Source organism: Deinococcus aquiradiocola, from assembly GCF_014646915.1.
Lineage (GTDB): Bacteria > Deinococcota > Deinococci > Deinococcales > Deinococcaceae > Deinococcus > Deinococcus aquiradiocola.
Map to the genome: position 1 here is coordinate 248,475 of NZ_BMOE01000002.1, position 17,860 is coordinate 266,334.

At 71.9% G+C, this 17,860-nt stretch carries 17 protein-coding genes; 14 read left to right on the forward strand and 3 right to left on the reverse strand.

Annotation, left to right across the window (positions count from 1 at the left end):
• Positions 1-165 precede the first annotated feature (165 nt).
• From IEY33_RS04955 to IEY33_RS05000, 10 genes are read left to right on the forward strand one after another with little or no spacing between them, the layout of a single operon-like run.
• A complete protein-coding gene (locus tag IEY33_RS04955; protein WP_229670779.1) occupies positions 166-1,254 on the forward strand; it encodes a LacI family DNA-binding transcriptional regulator in 1,089 nt (362 codons plus the stop codon).
• The gene (locus tag IEY33_RS04960; RefSeq protein ID WP_188961160.1) at positions 1,251-2,225 is read left to right on the forward strand and encodes a 2-hydroxyacid dehydrogenase; all 975 of its coding nucleotides are present in this window, start codon (positions 1,251-1,253) and stop codon (positions 2,223-2,225) included. The genes IEY33_RS04955 and IEY33_RS04960 overlap by 4 nt, the downstream gene beginning before the upstream one ends.
• Entirely contained in the window at positions 2,222-3,250 is a 1,029-nt protein-coding gene (locus IEY33_RS04965; protein WP_188961161.1) for an L-idonate 5-dehydrogenase, read from the forward strand. Before IEY33_RS04960 ends, IEY33_RS04965 begins: the two co-directional genes overlap by 4 nt.
• Positions 3,247-4,830 carry a sugar ABC transporter ATP-binding protein gene (locus IEY33_RS04970; RefSeq protein ID WP_229670780.1) on the forward strand — a complete coding sequence of 528 codons (1,584 nt, stop codon included), beginning with the start codon at positions 3,247-3,249 and terminating at the stop codon, positions 4,828-4,830. Before IEY33_RS04965 ends, IEY33_RS04970 begins: the two co-directional genes overlap by 4 nt.
• On the forward strand, positions 4,811-5,908 hold the full coding sequence (locus IEY33_RS04975; RefSeq protein WP_188961162.1) for an ABC transporter permease: 1,098 nt from the start codon (positions 4,811-4,813) through the stop codon (positions 5,906-5,908). The genes IEY33_RS04970 and IEY33_RS04975 overlap by 20 nt, the downstream gene beginning before the upstream one ends.
• A complete protein-coding gene (locus IEY33_RS04980) occupies positions 5,905-7,014 on the forward strand; it encodes a substrate-binding domain-containing protein (protein WP_188961163.1) in 1,110 nt (369 codons plus the stop codon). The genes IEY33_RS04975 and IEY33_RS04980 overlap by 4 nt, the downstream gene beginning before the upstream one ends.
• The gene (locus tag IEY33_RS04985; RefSeq protein WP_188961164.1) at positions 7,015-7,344 is read left to right on the forward strand and encodes a cupin domain-containing protein; all 330 of its coding nucleotides are present in this window, start codon (positions 7,015-7,017) and stop codon (positions 7,342-7,344) included.
• A complete protein-coding gene (locus IEY33_RS04990; protein ID WP_188961165.1) occupies positions 7,341-8,303 on the forward strand; it encodes an SMP-30/gluconolactonase/LRE family protein in 963 nt (320 codons plus the stop codon). The genes IEY33_RS04985 and IEY33_RS04990 overlap by 4 nt, the downstream gene beginning before the upstream one ends.
• On the forward strand, positions 8,300-9,244 hold the full coding sequence (locus IEY33_RS04995; protein WP_229670781.1) for an NAD(P)-dependent oxidoreductase: 945 nt from the start codon (positions 8,300-8,302) through the stop codon (positions 9,242-9,244). Before IEY33_RS04990 ends, IEY33_RS04995 begins: the two co-directional genes overlap by 4 nt.
• 58 nt (positions 9,245-9,302) lie before the next feature.
• On the forward strand, positions 9,303-9,842 hold the full coding sequence (locus IEY33_RS05000) for a phosphatase PAP2 family protein (RefSeq protein ID WP_188961166.1): 540 nt from the start codon (positions 9,303-9,305) through the stop codon (positions 9,840-9,842).
• A 21-nt stretch (positions 9,843-9,863) separates the two neighbouring features.
• Here IEY33_RS05000 and IEY33_RS05005 read toward each other — a convergent pair whose 3' ends face one another.
• Together IEY33_RS05005 and IEY33_RS05010 are read right to left on the reverse strand one after the other, a co-directional pair.
• Positions 9,864-10,151 (reverse strand): DUF1905 domain-containing protein, encoded by a 288-nt coding sequence (locus IEY33_RS05005; protein WP_188961167.1) that lies wholly within the window; start codon positions 10,149-10,151, stop codon positions 9,864-9,866.
• Positions 10,152-10,407: 256 nt separating this feature from the next.
• Positions 10,408-10,878, reverse strand: a complete 471-nt coding sequence (locus tag IEY33_RS05010; RefSeq protein WP_188961168.1) for a hypothetical protein — start codon at positions 10,876-10,878, stop codon at positions 10,408-10,410.
• Positions 10,879-11,167: 289 nt separating this feature from the next.
• Between IEY33_RS05010 and IEY33_RS05015 the strand changes: the two genes are divergently transcribed.
• From IEY33_RS05015 to bluB, 4 genes are all read left to right on the forward strand, one after another.
• Positions 11,168-11,488, forward strand: a complete 321-nt coding sequence (locus IEY33_RS05015; protein ID WP_188961169.1) for a hypothetical protein — start codon at positions 11,168-11,170, stop codon at positions 11,486-11,488.
• Between the two features lie 244 nt (positions 11,489-11,732).
• Positions 11,733-13,082, forward strand: a complete 1,350-nt coding sequence (locus IEY33_RS05020) for a S8 family serine peptidase (RefSeq protein ID WP_188961170.1) — start codon at positions 11,733-11,735, stop codon at positions 13,080-13,082.
• Between the two features lie 6 nt (positions 13,083-13,088).
• Complete coding sequence (locus tag IEY33_RS05025) at positions 13,089-15,716, forward strand: HD domain-containing phosphohydrolase (protein ID WP_188961171.1); 2,628 nt, start codon at positions 13,089-13,091, stop codon at positions 15,714-15,716.
• 41 nt (positions 15,717-15,757) lie between these two features.
• Positions 15,758-16,480 (forward strand): 5,6-dimethylbenzimidazole synthase, encoded by a 723-nt coding sequence (gene bluB, locus IEY33_RS05030; protein ID WP_188961172.1) that lies wholly within the window; start codon positions 15,758-15,760, stop codon positions 16,478-16,480.
• A gap of 20 nt (positions 16,481-16,500) precedes the next feature.
• On the opposite strand, the gene IEY33_RS05035 is transcribed toward bluB, so the two are convergent.
• Positions 16,501-17,835: a hydroxymethylglutaryl-CoA lyase-like TIM-barrel protein gene (locus tag IEY33_RS05035; RefSeq protein WP_188961173.1), complete on the reverse strand. Its 1,335-nt coding sequence runs from the start codon at positions 17,833-17,835 to the stop codon at positions 16,501-16,503.
• Positions 17,836-17,860 lie beyond the last annotated feature (25 nt).

A 17,860-nucleotide genomic window follows, 5' to 3' on the forward strand; every position in this document is an offset into this window, starting at 1 on the left:
GGGGCCTCCGTGGGGGACTTGCAATCTCGGTTTGATAACGTTAACATCCAGGTACCAAATACGCAAATCCCCAGGTCAGCACGCCTGAATGCCGTACCGCACGACGTTTTCACTGCCATTCGCCCTGGCCGTGACACACCTTCCCCATTCCCACGAGAGGTCCGCTTGAGCAGCCCCACCTCCAGAAGTACCGTCACCGGCCGCAAACGCCAGCGCGTCACCATCGCCGACGTCGCCCGCCACGCGGGCGTGGCCACCATGACCGCCAGCCGCGCCCTGAACCGCCCCGAGATGGTCTCCGAGGAACTCCGCGCCCGCGTCCTGCAGGCCGCCGACGACCTGAACTACATCCCCGACCGCGCGGCAGGCGGCCTCGCCAGCGGCACCAGCCTCGCCCTGCCGGTGCTCGTGCCGACCCTGCACCACAGCGTGTACGTGCAGATCCTCGAAGGCCTGCAGGAACGCCTGCCCGCCTCCGGGTACCAGATCATGCTCGGCTCCACCGAGTACAGCCGCGAGAAGGAGGAGAAGCTCGTCGAGGTGTTCCTCGGGTGGCGGCCGAGCGGCATCGTGCTGTCCGGCATCGACCACTCCGAACGCACCGTGCGCCTGCTGAAGTCCGCCGGGATCCCGGTGGTGGAGATCATGGACCTCGCCGTGGCGAGCGAGCAGTCGCAGGCGCTCGACCTGAACATCGGCTTCTCGCACGCGGTGGTCGGCGAGGCCGTCGTGCGGTACCTCGCGTCGTGCGGGTACCGGCACGTCGCGTACGCCGGGACGCTCACCGAACTCGACCCGCGCAGCGTGCGGCGCATCCACGGCTTCCAGACGGCCCTGATGCGCCTGGGCCTGCCGCACCACCTGATCGGCCGCAGCGACCTGCCGAGCAGCCTCGCGGTGGGCCGCGACCTCGTGACGGACCTGCTCCACCGCCACCCCGAGATGGACGCCGTGTTCTTCGCGAACGACGAACTGGCCGCCGGGGCGCTCTTCGAGTGCCAGCGGCGCGGCATCCGCGTCCCGGAGGACCTCGCGATCATGGGCTTCTCCGACGAGGAGATCGCCTCGCACCTCAACCCGGCCCTCACCACCGTCCGCATCCCCCGGCACGAGATGGGCCGCCTCGCGGCCGACCTGCTGCTCGCCCGGCTCGCCGGGACGCTCGGCGCGCAGCCGCCCATCGACGTCGGCTTCGAGATCGTGCAGCGCCTCACCACCCTCGCCCCCCCTCACCTCAGCCAGGAGCCGTCATGACCGCAGCCCAGGACCGCCCTCACCTCCTGATCACCGCCCCGATGATGCCCTTCGTGATGGAGGCGCTGGAACGCGAGTACGTCACGCACCGCCTGTGGGAACAGCCGGACCGGGACGCGTACCTGCAGGCGCACGGGCACGGGGTCCGCGCCGTCGCCACGAACGGCGGGGTGGGCCTGCCGCAGGCCGTGATGGCGGCCCTCCCGGACCTGGAGATGGTCGCCATCTACGGGGTGGGCCTCGACGCCATCGACCTGCACGAGGCCGCCCGGCGCGGCGTGCGCGTCAGCACCACCCCGGACGTCCTCACGAACGACGTGGCCGACCAGGGCGTCGCGCTGCTGCTGGCTGCCGCGCGCCGCGTTCCGTTCGGGGACCGGTACGTCCGCGAGGGCCGCTGGGCGCGGGAGGGCGAGATGCCGCTCACCACGCGCCTCGGCGGGAAGCGCGCCGGGATCGTCGGCATGGGCCGCGTCGGGCAGGCCATCGCGCGCCGACTCTCGGCGCTCGACATGCACGTGTCGTACACGGACCGCGCCTCCATTCCCGCCCTGCCGTACCCGCACCGCCCGGACCTGCTGACGCTGGCGCGCGAGGTGGACGTGCTGGTGGTCGCGGCCGCCGGGGGGCAGGACACGCGCGGCATCGTGAACGCCGAAGTGCTCGGCGCGCTCGGACCGGACGGCCTGCTCGTGAACGTCTCGCGCGGCAGCATCGTGGACGAGGCCGCCCTGGTGGCCGCGCTGCAGGACGGACGGCTCGGCGGGGCGGCCCTCGACGTGTTCGCCGCCGAACCGCGCGTCCCGGAAGCACTGCTCGGCATGGACCAGGTGGTGCTCGCCCCGCACGCCGCGAGCGGCACGCGCGAATCCCGGCAGGAGATGGGCGAACTGGTCCTCGCGAACCTCCGGGCGCACTTCGCGGGGCAGCCGCTCCCCACGCCCGCCCGCCTCCCGGAGCGGCGGGCGTGAAGGCGCTCGTCATCCACGCCGCGCACGACCTGCGCGTGCAGGACCTCGCCACGCCCGACCCCGCGGGGGACGAGGTGCGCGTGCGGCTCGGCGCGGGCGGCATCTGCGGCTCGGACCTGCACTACTACGGACACGGCGGGGTGGGCGACTTCCGGCTGCGCGAACCGATGGTGCTCGGGCACGAGGTGGCGGGCGACGTGACGGCCGTCGGGAAGCGCGTGACGCGCGTACAGGTCGGGGACCGGGTCGCCGTGAACCCGTCCCGGCCGTGCCTGCACTGCGGGGCGTGCCTGTCGGGGCACAGCAACCTCTGCCCGAACATGCGCTTCTACGGCAGTGCCGCCCGCTACCCGCACGTGCAGGGCGCCTTCGCCGAGGAATTCCTGGCGCGCGAGGACCAGTGCGAGGTTGTCCCGGACCACCTGAGCTACCGGGAGGCCGCCTGCGCCGAACCGCTCGCCGTGACGCTGCACGCCGCGTCGCAGGCGGGACCGCTGCTCGGACAGACGGTGCTGGTGGTGGGCGCCGGACCGATCGGGGCGCTGCTCGCCGCGTCCGCGCGCCTCGCGGGCAGCACGGCCATCACGGTCACGGACCTGCAGGACGCGCCGCTCGCCGTCGCGGCCCGCATGGGCGCCACGCGCACCGTGAACGTGACGGCGGACGACGCGGGCAGCGGGTACGACGTGGTGTTCGAGGCGTCCGGCAGTCCGGCGGGCCTCGCGTCCGCACTCGGCGCCGTCCGGGCAGGCGGACGGGTCGTGCAGGTCGGGATGCTGCCGCCCGGCGTGACGGGCGCGCCGCTCAACCCGCTCATCTCACGCGAGGTGACGCTCGTCGGCAGTTTCCGCTTCCACCGCGAGTTCGCGTGGGCCGCGCGGCTGCTCGCGGACGGCCGGGTGGACGTCACGCCCATACTCACGGCGAGCTTCCCACTCTCGCGGGCGCCGGAGGCCTTCGCGCTCGCCGGGGACCGCTCGCGCGCCGTGAAGGTCACGCTCACTCCGGACGAGGGAAGCGTGTGACCGCGCACACCCCCCGGAGCACGCTCCCCCGGACGACCCAGGCCTCCGGCCCGGGGACGCCGCTGCTGGAACTGCGCGGCCTGAGCAAGGTGTTCGGCGGGACGCGCGCCGTGGACGACGTGAGCCTCACCCTGCACCCCGGCGAGATCCTCGCGCTGCTCGGTCAGAACGGCGCGGGCAAGAGCACCATCATCAAGATGCTGGCCGGCGTGCACGCCCCGAGCGCCGGTGAGATCCGCGTGCTGGGCGAGCCGCTCGGCAGTTACGGCAAGGCGCCGCCCATCGCGTTCATCCACCAGGACCTCGGCCTGGTCGACTGGATGACCGTCACCGAGAACCTCTCGCTCGGCCAGCCGTACCCGAGGCGCGGCCCGTTCATCGACTGGCGTGCCGCGAAAGAGCAGGCGCTCCGCACGCTGGAACGCGTGGGGGGCGGCATCCGCCCGGACGCGCGCGTGCAGTCGCTGCCGCGCACGGAGCGCGCCCTGGTCGCCATCGCCCGCGCGCTGTCGGTGCAGGCGCAGGTGCTGGTGCTGGACGAACCGACGAGCAGCCTGCCCGCCGCCGACGTGCAGCGCCTCTTCCGGGTTCTGCGCGGCCTGCAGGCCCAGGGGGTCGGCATGATCTACGTGTCGCACCGGCTGGACGAGGTGTTCCAGATCAGCGACCGCACGGTCGTGCTGCGCGACGGCCGCAAGGTCGGCGAGGCCCCCACGCGCGACACCGCCCCCGAGGCGCTCGTGACGCAGATCGTGGGCCGACGCCTGGAGCAGCTGTACCCGCGCGCCCCCACGCCCGCAGGCGGAGCGGCGCGCCTGGAGGTGCAAGACCTGCAGCCGGACGGCGCAGAAACCGTCACCTTTCACGTGCAGCCGGGCGAGGTGCTGGGCGTCACGGGCCTCAAGGGGGCGGGGCAGGTCGCGGTGGGCCGCTCGCTGTTCGGCCTGCACGGCCACGCCGGGCACGTCACCCTGAACGGCCGCCCGGTCGACACCCGGACGCCCGGAGCGGCCATGGCGAGCGGCATCGGCTTCGTGAGCGCCAACCGGCGCGAGGAGAGCCTCGCCCTGCCGCTCAGCGTGCGCGAGAACTTCTTCATGAACCCCGCCCTGCAGGGCACGCCCTTCCTCGGGCGACTGTCGGCCGCCACCGAGACGCCGCGCGCGCAGGCGTGGGTGCAGCGGTACGGGGTGCGGCCCGCCGACCCGGAAGCGCCGGTCGAGACGCTGTCCGGCGGCAACCAGCAGAAGGTCGTGATGGCCCGCTGGCTGGAGTTCGGCGGACAGCTGCTCATTCTGGAGGAACCGACCCTCGGGGTGGACGTGGGCAGCAAGGCCGACATCTACCGCCTGCTGGCGGGCGCGCTGGAGCGCGGCCTGGCCGTGCTGCTCGTCTCCACCGACTTCGAGGAGATCGCGGGCGTCGCGCACCGCGCCCTCGTGTTCGACCGTGGCCGCGTCGTCAGGGAACTCGGCGGCGACACCCTCACCCTGGAGCAGCTGAACCTGTGGGCGGCCGGCGGCGCGGCCCTCCAGTCCTCATCGCCGCAAGGAGCGACCCATGCAGTCCCTGAAGAGTAACGCCCTCGAACCGGACCTGAGCGACATCCAGCAGCAGGGCCTGCAGGGCGCCGTCAGGCGCGCGGCGCGCCTCATTCCCAGCTACGGCGTCGTGCTGCTCACCCTGGCATTGATCGTGCTGTTCAGCGTGCTGCTCCCGCAGACCTTCCCGACCTGGACGAACGCCCGCCTCATCATGGGCAACCAGGCGGTGACGGCCCTCCTGGCACTCGCCGTGATGATTCCCATGGTGGCCGGCAAGATCGACATCAGCATCGGGTACGGCGTGGTGCTGTTCGAGATTCTCAGCGTGAGCCTGCAGACGCAGAATCACCTGCCTTGGCCCGTCGTGATCGGAATCGTGGTGGTGCTCGGCGCGCTGCTCGGCGTGGTGAACGCCATGCTGGTGGAACTCGCGCGGATCGACGCGTTCATCGCGACGCTCGGGACCGGCACCGTCGTGTACGCCATCGCCCTGTGGTACACGAACGGGCAGCAGGTGATCGGGGCGCTGCCGCCCAGCTTCTTCCGGCTGAGCGGCGGGAACCTGCTCGGCCTGCCGCTCCCGGCCGTGTACGTGCTCGTGCTGAGCGTCGTGATGTGGCTGGCCCTCGACCACACCCCGGTCGGACGGTACCTGTACGCGGTCGGCGCGAACCCCGAAGCGGCCCGCCTGAACGGCGTGAACACCCGGCGGTACATCGTGCTGGCCTTCGTGGCGAGCGGCGTCATCACGGCGCTCGCGGGCGTGATCCTCGCCTCGAAACTGCGGATCGGGCAGATCGGCGTGGGCCTCGACTACCTTCTTCCGGCGCTCGTCGCGGCGTTCCTCGGCTCGACCACCATCCGGCCCGGCCGGGTGAACGTGTGGGGCACGCTCGTCGGCATCGTGATCCTCGCGGTCGGCATCTCGGGCCTGCAGCAGCTCGGCGGGGCCTTCTGGGTCGAGCCGATGTTCAACGGCCTGACCCTGCTCGTCGCGATCGGCCTGGCGGGCTTCGCGGGCCGCAAACGCAGCGCCGTGAAACGCCTCCCCCCCCTCCCCTCCACGGACCTTCCCTCTCAGCCCGGCACGCCCGGAAAAGGAGAACCACAATGAAGAGCACCGCTGTCCTGAGCACCCTCGTCGCCGTGACCGCCGCCGCCTCCCTCCCCGCCCACGCGCAGGCCAGCGACCCCGTCCTCAGCAAGGCCAGGGCCTTCGTGGCGACCGCCGCCGCCCAGGCGAACCGCTGGACCGGCCCCACCACCGGACCGAAAGCGCAGGCCGGCAAGACCGTGGTGTACGTGTCGAGCGACCAGCGCAACGGCGGCGCGCAGGGCGTCGGGGTGGGCGTGCAGGAGGCCGGGAAGGCCATCGGCTGGACGGTCCGCGTCCTCGACGGGCGCGGCACGGTGTCCGGGCACGCCGACGCGCTCGGGCAGGCCATCGCCCTGAAGCCGTCCGCCATCATCCTCGGCGGCTTCGACGCTGCCGAACAGGCGGACCTGCTGGAACAGGCGAACGCCGCCGGGATCGTCGTGGCCGGCTGGCACGCGGGCGCCGCGTCCGGCCCGATCAGCAGCCCGAAGGTCTTCACGAACATCACGACGTCCGCCACCGCGACCGCCGAGGCCGCCGCGTACTACGCCATCGCGCGCAGCAACGGCAAGGCCGGCGTCGTGATCTTCACGGACAGCGCCTACGCCATCGCCCTCGCGAAGAGTGACGCCATGGCCGCCATCATCCGGCAGTGCAAGGGCTGCACGCTCCTCGAAACGCGGGTGCAGTCGCTCGGCAGCGCCACCAAGGACATGCCGACCGTCACGGCCAGCCTCCTGCAGAAGTACGGTCAGAAGTGGACGTACTCCCTCGGCATCAACGACCTGTACTTCGACGGGATGCTGCCCGCCCTGACGGCCGCGGGCATCCAGCCGACCGGGCAGCTCGCGAACGTCTCCGCCGGGGACGGCAGCCAGAGCGCGTACCAGCGCGTCCGGACCGGGCAGTACCAGGACGCCACCATTCCCGAACCCGTGAACCTGCAGGGCTGGCAGCTGGTCGACGAGCTCAACCGCGCGTTCGCGGGCCAGAAGCCCAGCGGCTTCAGCATCCCGGTGCACATCGTCACCAAGGCGAACATCGCGTACGACGGCGGCGCGAAGGACACCTTCGACCCGCAGAACGGGTACCGGAACGTGTACCGCAAGATCTGGGGCAGGTAAGTGCAGGACCCCGTGAACCTGCTGGACCTCGCCGGGGGCAGGGTTTCGGGGCCGTTCAACGAGGTCGTCATGGCGGGCGCAGGCCACCGCGTCCGCCTGACGCTCACCACCTCGCCCGGACCGTGGCACCACCACCCGAACACGCCGGAGACGTTCATCGTCCTGCAGGGCGTGCTGCGGCTGGAGTTCCGGGACGGCACGCGGATGGACCTCGGTCCCGGCACGGCGTACAGCGTGCCCGCTGGGGTCAGCCACCGCAGTCTGAGCGCGCGGGCCGTGAGCGTGAGCGTGGAAGTGCAGGATCAGCAGGTGGTGCTGGAGGACGGATGACGCAGGGAACGGAACGGCAGACCGAAGTGAGCGACGAGCGCCTGCGGCCCCTGCTGCAGGACGGCGCGGCGCTGGAGTGCCTGTACACCGGCGCGACGTGGGGCGAGGGTCCCGTGCAGCTGCCGGACGGGCGGGTCGTGTGGAGCGACATTCCCGGCAACCGCCTGCTCGTGTGGCAGGAGGGCGAGCCGGTCCGGGAGTACCTGAACCCCTCGCACTTCCAGAACGGGCACGCGCTCGACCACGAGGGCCGCATCGTCGGCTGCTCGCACGGCGAGCGCGGCATCGTCCGGCAGGAGCACGACGGCACGTGGACGATGCTGGTCGGCGAGTACGGCGGGCGGCGCCTGAACAGCCCGAACGACGTGGTCGTCGCGCGGGACGGCAGCATCTGGTTCACGGACCCGCCCTACGGGCTGATCCAGCCGCACGAGGGGTACGGCGGCACGCAGGAACAGCCGGGCCAGTACGTGTACCGCCACGACCCCGTGAGCGGCGAGACGCGCGCCGTGGTGCTGGACATGGTGTGCCCGAACGGCCTGGCGTTCAGTCCGGACGAGTCGGTGCTGTACGTGGGCGACACGGCCGGGACGCACTCCGGCGAACGCTACTGGCAGGAGGCGCACCATCACATTCTCGCGTTCGACCTGCACGGCGGCGAGGCCAGGAACGCGCGCGTGTTCGCGGAGGTGTCGCCCGGCTTCCCGGACGGGTTCCGGGTGGACGAGCACGGGAACGTCTGGACGAGCAGCGCGAGCGGCGTGCAGGTGTACGCCCCGGACGGCACGCGCCTCGGTGAGATTCCCGTGCCGGAAGTGATCGGGAACCTCACGTTCGGCGGACCGGACGGCCGCACCCTGTACATCGCCGCGAGCCGCAGCCTGTACCGCATCCGGGTCGCGGTGCGCGGCACGACCACGGCACGCCACCACACGCCCCAGGAGGGACCAAGGCCTTGAACGACGACACGACCCCCCTCACCCCGGCGCCCCTTCAGGCCACACCCGCTCGCCCCGCCGTGGCCCTCATCGGGACGGGCCTGATGGGGCGCCCCATGGCGGAGAACCTGCTGCGCGCCGGATTCCCGCTCACCGTGTACGACCGCTCGCCCGAACCGCTCGCGCTGCTCGCACGGCAGGGCGCGCAGGTGGCGGGCACGGCCGCAGGCGCGGCCCGGCACGCGGACGTGGTGATCACCATGCTGCCGAACGGCGACATCGTGAACCGGGTGCTGCTGGACGACCTGCTGCTGGACGCCCTGCGGCCCGGCACGCTCCTGATCGACATGAGCAGCATTCACCCCGGCATCGCCCGCGACCACGCAGCGCTGCTCCTGTCCCGTGGGCTGGCGTACCTCGACGCGCCCGTCAGCGGCGGCACGGTCGGCGCGGCGCAGGGCACGCTCGCCATCATGGTGGGCGGCCCCGAACGGGACGCGCAGCGCGCTGACGCCGTCTTCCGGGCGCTGGGCTCCCCCACGCACGTCGGCCCGCACGGCTCGGGGCAGCTGTGCAAGCTCGTGAATCAGGCGATCGTGGCCGTCACGATCGGCGCGGTCGCCGAGGGCCTCACGCTCGCCCGCGCGGGCGGCGCCGACCCGGCCCGCGTGCGGGAGGCCATCATGGGCGGCTTCTGCCAGAGCCGCATCCTGGACCTGCACGGGGCGCGCATGGTGGAACGCGAGTTCGAGCCGGGCGGCAGCATCACCAACCAGGTCAAGGACCTCGACGCGGTGCTCGACGTGGCTTCCCGGCACGGCGTGCAGATGCCGCTCACGCACACGGTCCGGGACCTGTTCGCGGACATGGTGGAGCGCGGCGAGGGCGGCCGCGACCACAGTGCCCTCGTCACGCAGATCGAACGGCTGGCGGGCCTGGACGCCGTGAAGGGCCCCGCCTGAACGCGTCCCGGCGGAGGCTATACCGTTTCCCTGCCCGGCGCGCGGTACGGTGACGCCCATGACGGATGTCCTGCAACGCTCCCTGCACGCCTCGGCGGCCGCTCACCCCCTGCTGGCGGGAGTGGCGGTCTTCTGCGCGAACGACCTGCTGTTCGTGCTGCTGCTCGCGCTGGCGGCCGTGGCGTGGCAGGGCCGGGCGCGCGTCACGTGGGGCTTCGCGGCGCGCGCCCTGCTGTCCGGGGTGGTCGCGGCGCTGCTCACGCTGGCGCTCAAGGGCGTGATCGTGGACGTGCGGCCCTACGTGGCGGAAGGGTACCTGCCGCTCGCGCACGCGGCCAGCGACAACGGCTTCCCGAGCGACCACACGCTCGTCGCGGCCCTCCTGGCGGGCTGGGCGTGGTGGATCCACCCGCGCGCCCTGCCGGTCTTCGTGGCGGGCACGGTCGCCGTGCTGCTCGGCCGACTCGCGATCGGCGCGCACCACACCCTCGACGTGCTCGGCAGCCTGCTGTACGCGCTGCTGGGCCTGGCCGCCGGGACCCTCTGGCGGCCCGCCGGAACATGGACGGCCCGCACTGTCCTGCCCGCGAAGCGCTGACCGTGGATGCACGCCCGCGCGTCAGACGCCGATGTTCAGGGTGACGGTGACCCGGTCTCCTCTGCCGAGCGTCTCGGCGCGCTGCACGGCCACCTTGACCGGCACGAGGTAACGGCCGTCCTTCGGGAAGAGGGAGGTGCGCCACCCGGTGTCTCCGATGCTCGCACGGACAGGGATCATGCCCCAGCCGTACGTGACGAGGGCCGCCGCGGCCCGGATGGCGTCCGCTTCCGCTTCCGGGACGGGCGCGAACAGGTAGGGCGCCGGGCCCCGCCACTCGATGAGTTCGGTGCTGAACTGGAGTTGCACGCCTCCAGTATCGGGCATGACGGGGCACGGTGGGGCGGGCAGGTCATACGGTGTTGAGCTGAACTTGTCGAGTTCAGCCGAGCGGAATGCGGAGCCGCCGCCCGGCCACGAGTACCCACAGGTCCGGCGTTGAGGAGATGGAAGCGGGCAGGCGTCCCCATGGGTGCTGTCACGTCCAAGAAGGGCTGTCGGCGCTGTTGCCGTCATCCGTGTCATTGGATCAACACCGTATCATCTCCTGCCCGCCGGGCCGCGTTCAGTATCGGGCCAGCCTGCGCCATGCCGGGCGCAGGCGGCGCGCGAGGAGGGCGTCGGCGTGCCGGAGCAGCAGGTCGTTCGGCACGGCCTGCGGCCGCAACTGCAGGACGTGCCGGGCGATCTGCAGGTCCGTCATGCGCGGCGCGAGGAGAGCGAGGACGAAACTGGCGACGGCGGTGCTGCGGCTGACGCCCGCGAAACAGTGGACGTGCAGGCGGGCGCCCGCCGGGAGGCGGCGCGCGAAGCGTTCCACTTCGAGCAGGTGCCAGGCCTGCGGCGCGCCCGGCCCGTCGTCCTCGGTGTCCTGGAAGGCGAGCGTGAGGGTGGGGACGCCCGCGGCGAGTACGGCGGGCGGCACGTCGTCGTGCGGGTCGCGGATGCTGATGACGGCAGTCACGTCGCCGAGGTCGGGGAGGTCCGCCTCGCCGCTGACACTGATCGGAAGGGGGGCGGTGCTGTGCGTGTTCACGGGTGTCCTCCTGAGGTGACTGGCGTGGGGGCCGGGAAGACCATGATGCCCCGCCGCCGAATGTTTCGCTGAACGATATGCGGACGCGGCGCGACCCTCCCCGTTGTCTGAATACACTCAAGAAAACCTCATGACATGGCTCATGATGACGTGATAGAAGTAGCCCGCCCATGAACACGCGCCTCCAGTCCGGTCGCCCGCCGCGCCGTACCCTGTCCCTTTCCTCTCGCCACACACATCCTGCACGTCGCCCTGATCGCTGGGCCGACCTCTGGCCTGCGGTGAGCCGGTGAGCGCGGACATCCTGATCGCCCTGAGCGTCCTCCCGCTGCTGCTGTGCGCGTGGAGTGTCGGCGCGGTGCGCCGGGTCTACCTGCGGTCCCACTACCACGACCGCCCGAAACAGCTGCCTTGGGCCGTGCTGATCGCCCTGCCGGGCCTCGTTGGCCTGGGTCTGGTGGCTGCCTGGGACGTGCTGTCGCTGCGCCCAGGGGCCGAGCCGGCGCAGGTCTGGTGGTGGCTCGGGGTGGCCATCAGCGTCCTGGGGACGGTCGCCGCCTGGGGGGACGACACCTGGCGGCTGCAGCAGCGTCTCGCGTTCCGGCGCTGAACACGTCGGCGGGGAGCGCCTGCGTGAGGTGGCGCGGCCCGCTGTCGTGAGGGCCGCGTGCGTTCATGAATCGGGGGCGGGCCGACATCTGCCCACCCGGGAAGTTGAGGTTTCCTTTACCTTATGGTGAGGCTGTTCTCAGAAGCGGCCCTGTGTGAAATTTTGCCGCCACGAGGGATTCACTCAGCAGGTACAGTTAGCACCGTCAGTCTCACGCTTCCCATCAGCAAAGGATGTGCCTCCCATGTCGAAGTCCACGCGCGCTGCTCTCTTCCTTCCGCTCACCGTCCTGATGCTCTCCGCCTGCGGTTCCACCCTCACGCCCGGCACGTCCAGCGCGGTCCGCTACGATCAGGTGACCACCGTTCCCCTGCAGGCGGGCGACACGCGCGCCAGCATCGAGACCGCCACGGGCGGCAAGGTCCTCACGTGGCAGGACGGCGGGTGCGGTACCGGCGAGGGCGCGTGCGCCGCGATGGTGGGCCTGCCCGCGCAGACCAGTTTGGGCACGCAGTCGCTCGCGCAGACGCTGGCGCGGCGCCTCGGACGGGCCGTGCGCGTGGAGCACAACCGCGACGCGTTCAGCATCGGCGAGAAGACCACGGCCGGGATGGAAGGCTCGCGCGTGGTGTGGGCCGGTGGCTCCCGCGTGGTGTGGGCCGGCGGATCGCGCGTGGTGTGGGCCGGCGGCTCCCGCGTCGTGTGGGCCGGCGGCACGTACACGCCCGTCCCCGAGAACAGCGGCACCTGGGCGCAGATTCAGCTGCAGTCCGCTCAGGACAAGGCGGCGCGGCTCGGTGAGGGCGTCACGGTGGCCGTCATCGACACCGGCATCGACCTGACGCACCCGGCCTTCCAGGGCGCGCTGACGGACCCCTCCACCTGGCAGGACTACGTGGGCGGCGACGTCACCCCGCAGGAGGAAGGCGTCTACGGGGAGGGCGGGTACGGGCACGGCACGAACGTCGCCGGGATCGTGCTGCAGGTCGCGCCGCTCGCGAAGATCATGCCGATCCGTGTGCTGGGCTCGGACGGCTCGGGCGACCTGAGCAGCGTCGTGCAGGCGATCTACTGGGCGGCCGACCACGGCGCGAACGTCATCAACCTCAGCCTCGGCACGACGCAGGATTCCGACAGCGTCAAGGCGGCGATCCGTGCCGTGAGCGCCAGGAACGTGCTGGTGGTGTCGTCCGCCGGCAACGAGGACCAGGACAAGATCACCTACCCCGCCGCGTACGCCGGGGACCTGCAGGGCGTGCTGAGCGTCGGCAGCGTGGACGCGCAGGACGTGAAGTCGGAGTTCTCGAACTACAGCGGCAAACTGAAGGTCGTCACGCCGGGCGAATCGGTGTATGCGCCCGCGCCCGAGAACACCATGGCGGCCTGGAGCGGCACGAGCATGTCGTCCCCGATGGCGGCCGGCGCGCTCGCACTCGCGCTCGGTCAGGGGAACGTCAGCGCAGCCGGACTGATCGGGAAACTGACCGGCAGTGCCGACAGCGTCGACGGGATCGCCGCCAACAGGGACTACCGCGGCAAGCTCGGCAGTGGCCGCCTGAACGTTTCGGCGTTCGTGACGGCCGCCGTACAATAAGCCGCTTTGTCTGACCTTCCCACCACTCCTCCTTCCGGTTCAGATTCCGCCGATCCCGTCGCCGCCAGGGCACTCGCGCAGCTGCGTGCCCTGGAACAGTCCCTGCTTGACCTCCTGAACGCGCCCCAGCCGTCTTCCGAGACGCTGGGGCTCGCTCAGGAGTTCGTGCAGCGGGCCCGTGAATCGTCTGACCCGGCCGTGGAGGGCGGCGCGCAGGAACTGCTGGCACGCGCTCACCTTCAGGTGGACGCGTACCGGGAGGCGGCAGCGGCCCTGCGGGAGGCGACCCGCCTGCACGGCGTGAGCGGCGACGCGCACCGGCAGGCGGACGCGCACGTGCTGGCCGGGAAGATGCACCTGAACCTCGGGCAGTACGACGAGGCCGAGACGCACCTGCAGGCCGCGCTGCGCCTGCTGGACGGCGCGGACCTGCCGGCCCTGCACGCCACGGCCCTGAATCACCTGGCGGGCGTGCAGTACGGACGCGGCGACGCGAGCGGAGCGCTCCTCACGCTGGGGGACGCGCTGAAGCTGTGGACGGCGCACGGAGACGCGCGAGGCCGCACGCACTGCCTGACGAACATCGGAACGCTGCAGCACGCGCTCGGGCAGTACCACGCGGGAATCGTGTCGCTGACGGAGGCGTACGGGACGGCGCAGCGGGACCTGCACGACCCGGAAGCCGAGATGTTCATCCTGAACAGCCTCGGCGACCTGCATGCCGCGATGCGCGACCACGGGCTGGCGATGGAGGTGACGCGCGGCGCGTTGGAGATCGCGCAGCGCCTCGGGCACCGGCTGATGATCGCGACCGGGCACCTGAACCTGGGCACCTTCGCGCTGGAGGCGGGACTGGACGCCGAGGCCGAAGCGTACCTGGAGACCGCACTCGCCCGGAACCGCGAGATCGGCAACGGGACCGGGGAGCTCGCGACGCTCGACAGCCTGGGCCGCGTGTACGCGCGAACCGGGCGGCACGCACAGGCGACGGAGGCGTTCGCTGCGGCCCTCTCGCTCGCCGGAACGCTCGAGGACTTGCCGGGCGAACTTGAAACGCGGCTGCACCTCGCCGAAGCGCACGTCGCAGCGAACGAGCCGGACCACGCCCTCCCGCACCTGGAGCGCGCCCTGAGTCTCGCCCGGTCGAGCGGCAACCCGCGCATGGAGGCCGACGCGTTCCGCCTGCTGAGCGACGCGGCCGAACAGAAAGGCGAGTACCGCGCGGCCCTGCAGCACACCCGCGAGCACCTGCGCCTCAAGGATTCTCTCTTCCACGTGGAACGCGACCGGCAGACCCGTAACCTCAGCATCCAGTTCGAGGTGGAACGCGCCCGGCACGACGCCGACGTGTACCGCGTCCGGACGGAGGTGGAACAGGACGCCCGGATCGTCGCCGAGCAGCTCGTGCTGGAACGCACGGCGGAGCTCGCGCGGGCGCAGCAGGAGGTCGTGACGCGCCTCGCGGTCGCCGCCGAGTACCGCGACGACACCACCGGCGAGCACACGCGCCGGGTGGGCCGCGCCGCCGCCCGCATCGCGCGCGCGCTCGGGTGGACGGAGGAACGCGCGCGCCTGCTGGGCATCGCGGCCCGCCTGCACGATGTCGGCAAGATCGGCATTCCCGATTCGGTGCTGCTGAAACCGGGCCGTCTCACGCCCGACGAGTTCCGGCTGATGCAGGGCCACACCCGGATCGGGGCGCGCATCCTGTCGGGCGGCCGTTCGGAACTGCTGCGCCTCGCGGAGGAAGTGGCCATGACGCACCACGAACGCTGGGACGGGCGCGGCTACCCGCAGGGCCTGAGCGGTGAGGACATCCCGATCAGCGGGCGGATCGTGGCGCTCGCGGACGTGTACGACGCGCTCACGCAGGCCCGGCCGTACAAGGCCGCCTGGACGGCGAAAGACGCACTGACAGAACTGAGGCGGGCGTCCGGCACGCAGTTCGACCCGCTGATCGTCCCGACGGCGCTGCGCGTGCTGGAAGGACTGCACGAACAGGCGCTCGACGACGCCGAGCACGACGGGGACGTGATGGACCGCGAGGACACCACCCGTATCCTCGGCGTGTTCGATCAGCTGCTGCTGGAACGCACGCGGGACCTCGAAGCCGCGCGGCAGGAGGCGGAACGGCGCGGATCGGCCCTCGCGCGCCTGGAGGTCACGGACGCCCTGACGGACCTCCCGAACCGGCAGGCTTTCGAGTCGGACCTGGAGGCGGCGTTCCTCACGCACAGGGAGGCCGGGCTGACCGCCGGGCCGGGCGAGGTGCACCTGCTGACCTTCGATCTCGACGACCTGAAAGGCGTCAACGACCGCCTGGGCCGCGAGGTCGGCGACCGGGTCCTGCGGGCGTTCGCGCTGGCACTGCAGGACGCGCCGGACGACCTGGGACGGGCGTACCGGCTCGGCGGGGACGTGTTCGCCATGATCGTGCACGCGCCCGTCACACCTGCACAGGCGGACGCCCTCCGTGAACGTCTGCTGACGTCGGCCAGGCAGGCGGACCTGCCGAGCTTCGGCGTGAGCGTGGGCGCGGCGTCCGCGCCCGGCGACGCCGCCACGCCCGGCGAGCTGCGCCGCGCGAGCGAGCGCCGCATGCTGGCCGACAAACGCCGCCGCCGCCAGCCCTGAACAGGCCCCCTGACGGCAGCGGCCACTGCTACAGTCAGGACATGCCGCTCCACCCTGACGCCGCCCTGCCTGCCGCTCCCGAACCTCCGGATCCAGGGGGAAAGCCGCTGGCGTTCTCACGCGCGGAGCGGGACGCCGTGTACCGCGCGATCCACGAACGGCGAGACGTGAGGTCGCAGTTCCTGCCTGCACCTGTCCCGGACGAGGTGCTGACGCGCCTGCTGACCGCCGCGCATCACGCGCCGTCCGTGGGATTCATGCAGCCGTGGGACTTCATCCTGATCGACGACCCGGAGGTGAAACGCGCCGTGAAGGCCCTGTACACCGGGGCGAACGAGCAGGCGGCGCGGCTGTTCGGCGGGGAGCGCGGGGAGCTGTACCGCCGCCTGAAACTGGAAGGCATCGAGGACAGTCCCCTGAACGTGGTGGTGACCTGCTCGCGCACCCGGGGCGGGCCGCACGTGCTGGGGCGCACGTCGTCCGTCGACATGGACCTCTTCAGCACGTGTCTGGCGGTGCAGAACTTCTGGCTGGCGGCGAGAGCCGAGGGGGTCGGGGTGGGCTGGGTCAGCATTCTCGACGAGCAGGAGCTCGCGCGGCTGCTGCAGCTCCCGCAGGACGTGGTGCCGCTCGCGTACCTGTGCGTGGGGTACGTCACTGAGTTCCTGCCGGAACCGGAGCTGCAGGCGCGCGGGTGGCGGGCACGCCTGCCGCTGGAGGACCTGCTGCACCGCAACCGCTGGACGCCGCGCGGGCCGACCTGACGCTCGGCGGGCCCTGAACCTCAGCTGTGGGGCACGACCTCCCGTGGAAGCCAGGCGTGCACGCGTCCGGCGATCTCCTCCCACTCGACGGCCGTCTGACGGCCCGCCTCGAAGTCGCGGGTGAGGTCGGCGTGCAGCGCCTGCAGCCGCGCGTCGCCCTTCGGGACGGTGACGCCGGTGTGTGAGTGGATCAGGAACACGAGGCCCGCGAGGCCGCTGTCGCGCGTGAGGCTCAGTTCGAGCGGGCGGCCCAGCAGGCGCGGCACGTCGAAGGGCGCGTACATCGGCCAGAACTTGTTCAGGCCGTCCGCATGAATCCCGGCGCGGGTGCGGTGCGCGTCCCGGCCGAACAGCGGGTACTGGGCGGGCACGCCCTGGCCGAGCGTGTCGTACAGCGCCGCGAGATCGTTCAGGACGTGGAAGTCCGGCGAGCCGTCCGGCATGAACCCCATGCCGAGCAGGTGCAGGAGCACGCCCTCCAGTGGGGCGTTCCCGGTGCGTTCACCCTTGCCGAGCAGCGTGCCGTTGATGACGGCGCAGCCCGCCGTGACCGCCGCGAGGCAGTTCGCGACGCCGAGGTGCGTGTCGTTGTGCGGGTGGAACTCCATCAACTCCGGCGGCACCCCTGCCGCCCGCAGGGCCTGCACGAGGCGCGGCACGCTGCGCGGCCATTCGACCGTCTCATAGGGCAGGCCCAGCCCGAGCGTGTCGCACAGCCGGAACTTCGGGCGCTGCGCCTCGCCGTACCTGGAGGCGAGGTCCTGCACGGCCGTCACGAACGGCAGCAGGAACGCTTCCGGGGCGCGCGTGGCGTCCTCGAGGTGCAGTCTGGGCCGCAGGCCCGCGTCCAGCACGGCCTGCACCGCGTCCAGGTACGTCGTGGCCGCCTGTGCGCGTCCGCCGGGCGTGAACTTGTGGAAGGTGTGGTAGTCGCTGGCGCTGGCGAGCATGCCGGTTTCGCGCACGCCGAGCGCCGACACGAGGTCCGCGTCGCGGCGCGTCGCCCGGATCCAGGTGGTCGGCTCGACGGGCGCGCCGCTCGCGTGGCGTTCCACGGCGGCCTGCAGCATGGCGCGGTCGGCGGGGTGGTACACGAAAAATTCCGCCTGCCGGACGGCGCCGCTCGTGCCGGTGAAGGCGCACATCAGGTCGTAGATGCGGACGCCCTGCTCTGCCGTGAGCGGCAGGCCGCCCTGCTGTCCGTCGCGGTGGGTGGTTTCGGTCGTCCAGGCCTGTGCGGGCAGGGTGGCGGGCGGCGTCCAGCGGTACTGCGGGAAGCGGTCCGGGGGGAAGGTGTCCGGGTAGAGTTCGGGCGTGGCCGGGTCCGGGACGGCGTGCGTGTGCGGGTGCGTCATGGGTCCTCCTGCCCTGAGGGTGCGC

What these genes read in the sequence shown, in the direction of transcription:
- IEY33_RS04960 (WP_188961160.1), top strand. Translation starts at nt 1,251, where the DNA reads ATGACCGCAGCCCAGGACCGCCCTCACCTCCTGATCACCGCCCCGATG.
- bluB (WP_188961172.1), top strand. Translation starts at nt 15,758, where the DNA reads ATGCCGCTCCACCCTGACGCCGCCCTGCCTGCCGCTCCCGAACCTCCG.
- IEY33_RS05035 (WP_188961173.1), bottom strand. Translation starts at nt 17,835, where the DNA reads ATGACGCACCCGCACACGCACGCCGTCCCGGACCCGGCCACGCCCGAA.
- IEY33_RS04975 (WP_188961162.1), top strand. Translation starts at nt 4,811, where the DNA reads ATGCAGTCCCTGAAGAGTAACGCCCTCGAACCGGACCTGAGCGACATC.
- IEY33_RS04990 (WP_188961165.1), top strand. Translation starts at nt 7,341, where the DNA reads ATGACGCAGGGAACGGAACGGCAGACCGAAGTGAGCGACGAGCGCCTG.
- IEY33_RS05020 (WP_188961170.1), top strand. Translation starts at nt 11,733, where the DNA reads ATGTCGAAGTCCACGCGCGCTGCTCTCTTCCTTCCGCTCACCGTCCTG.
- IEY33_RS05000 (WP_188961166.1), top strand. Translation starts at nt 9,303, where the DNA reads ATGACGGATGTCCTGCAACGCTCCCTGCACGCCTCGGCGGCCGCTCAC.
- IEY33_RS04980 (WP_188961163.1), top strand. Translation starts at nt 5,905, where the DNA reads ATGAAGAGCACCGCTGTCCTGAGCACCCTCGTCGCCGTGACCGCCGCC.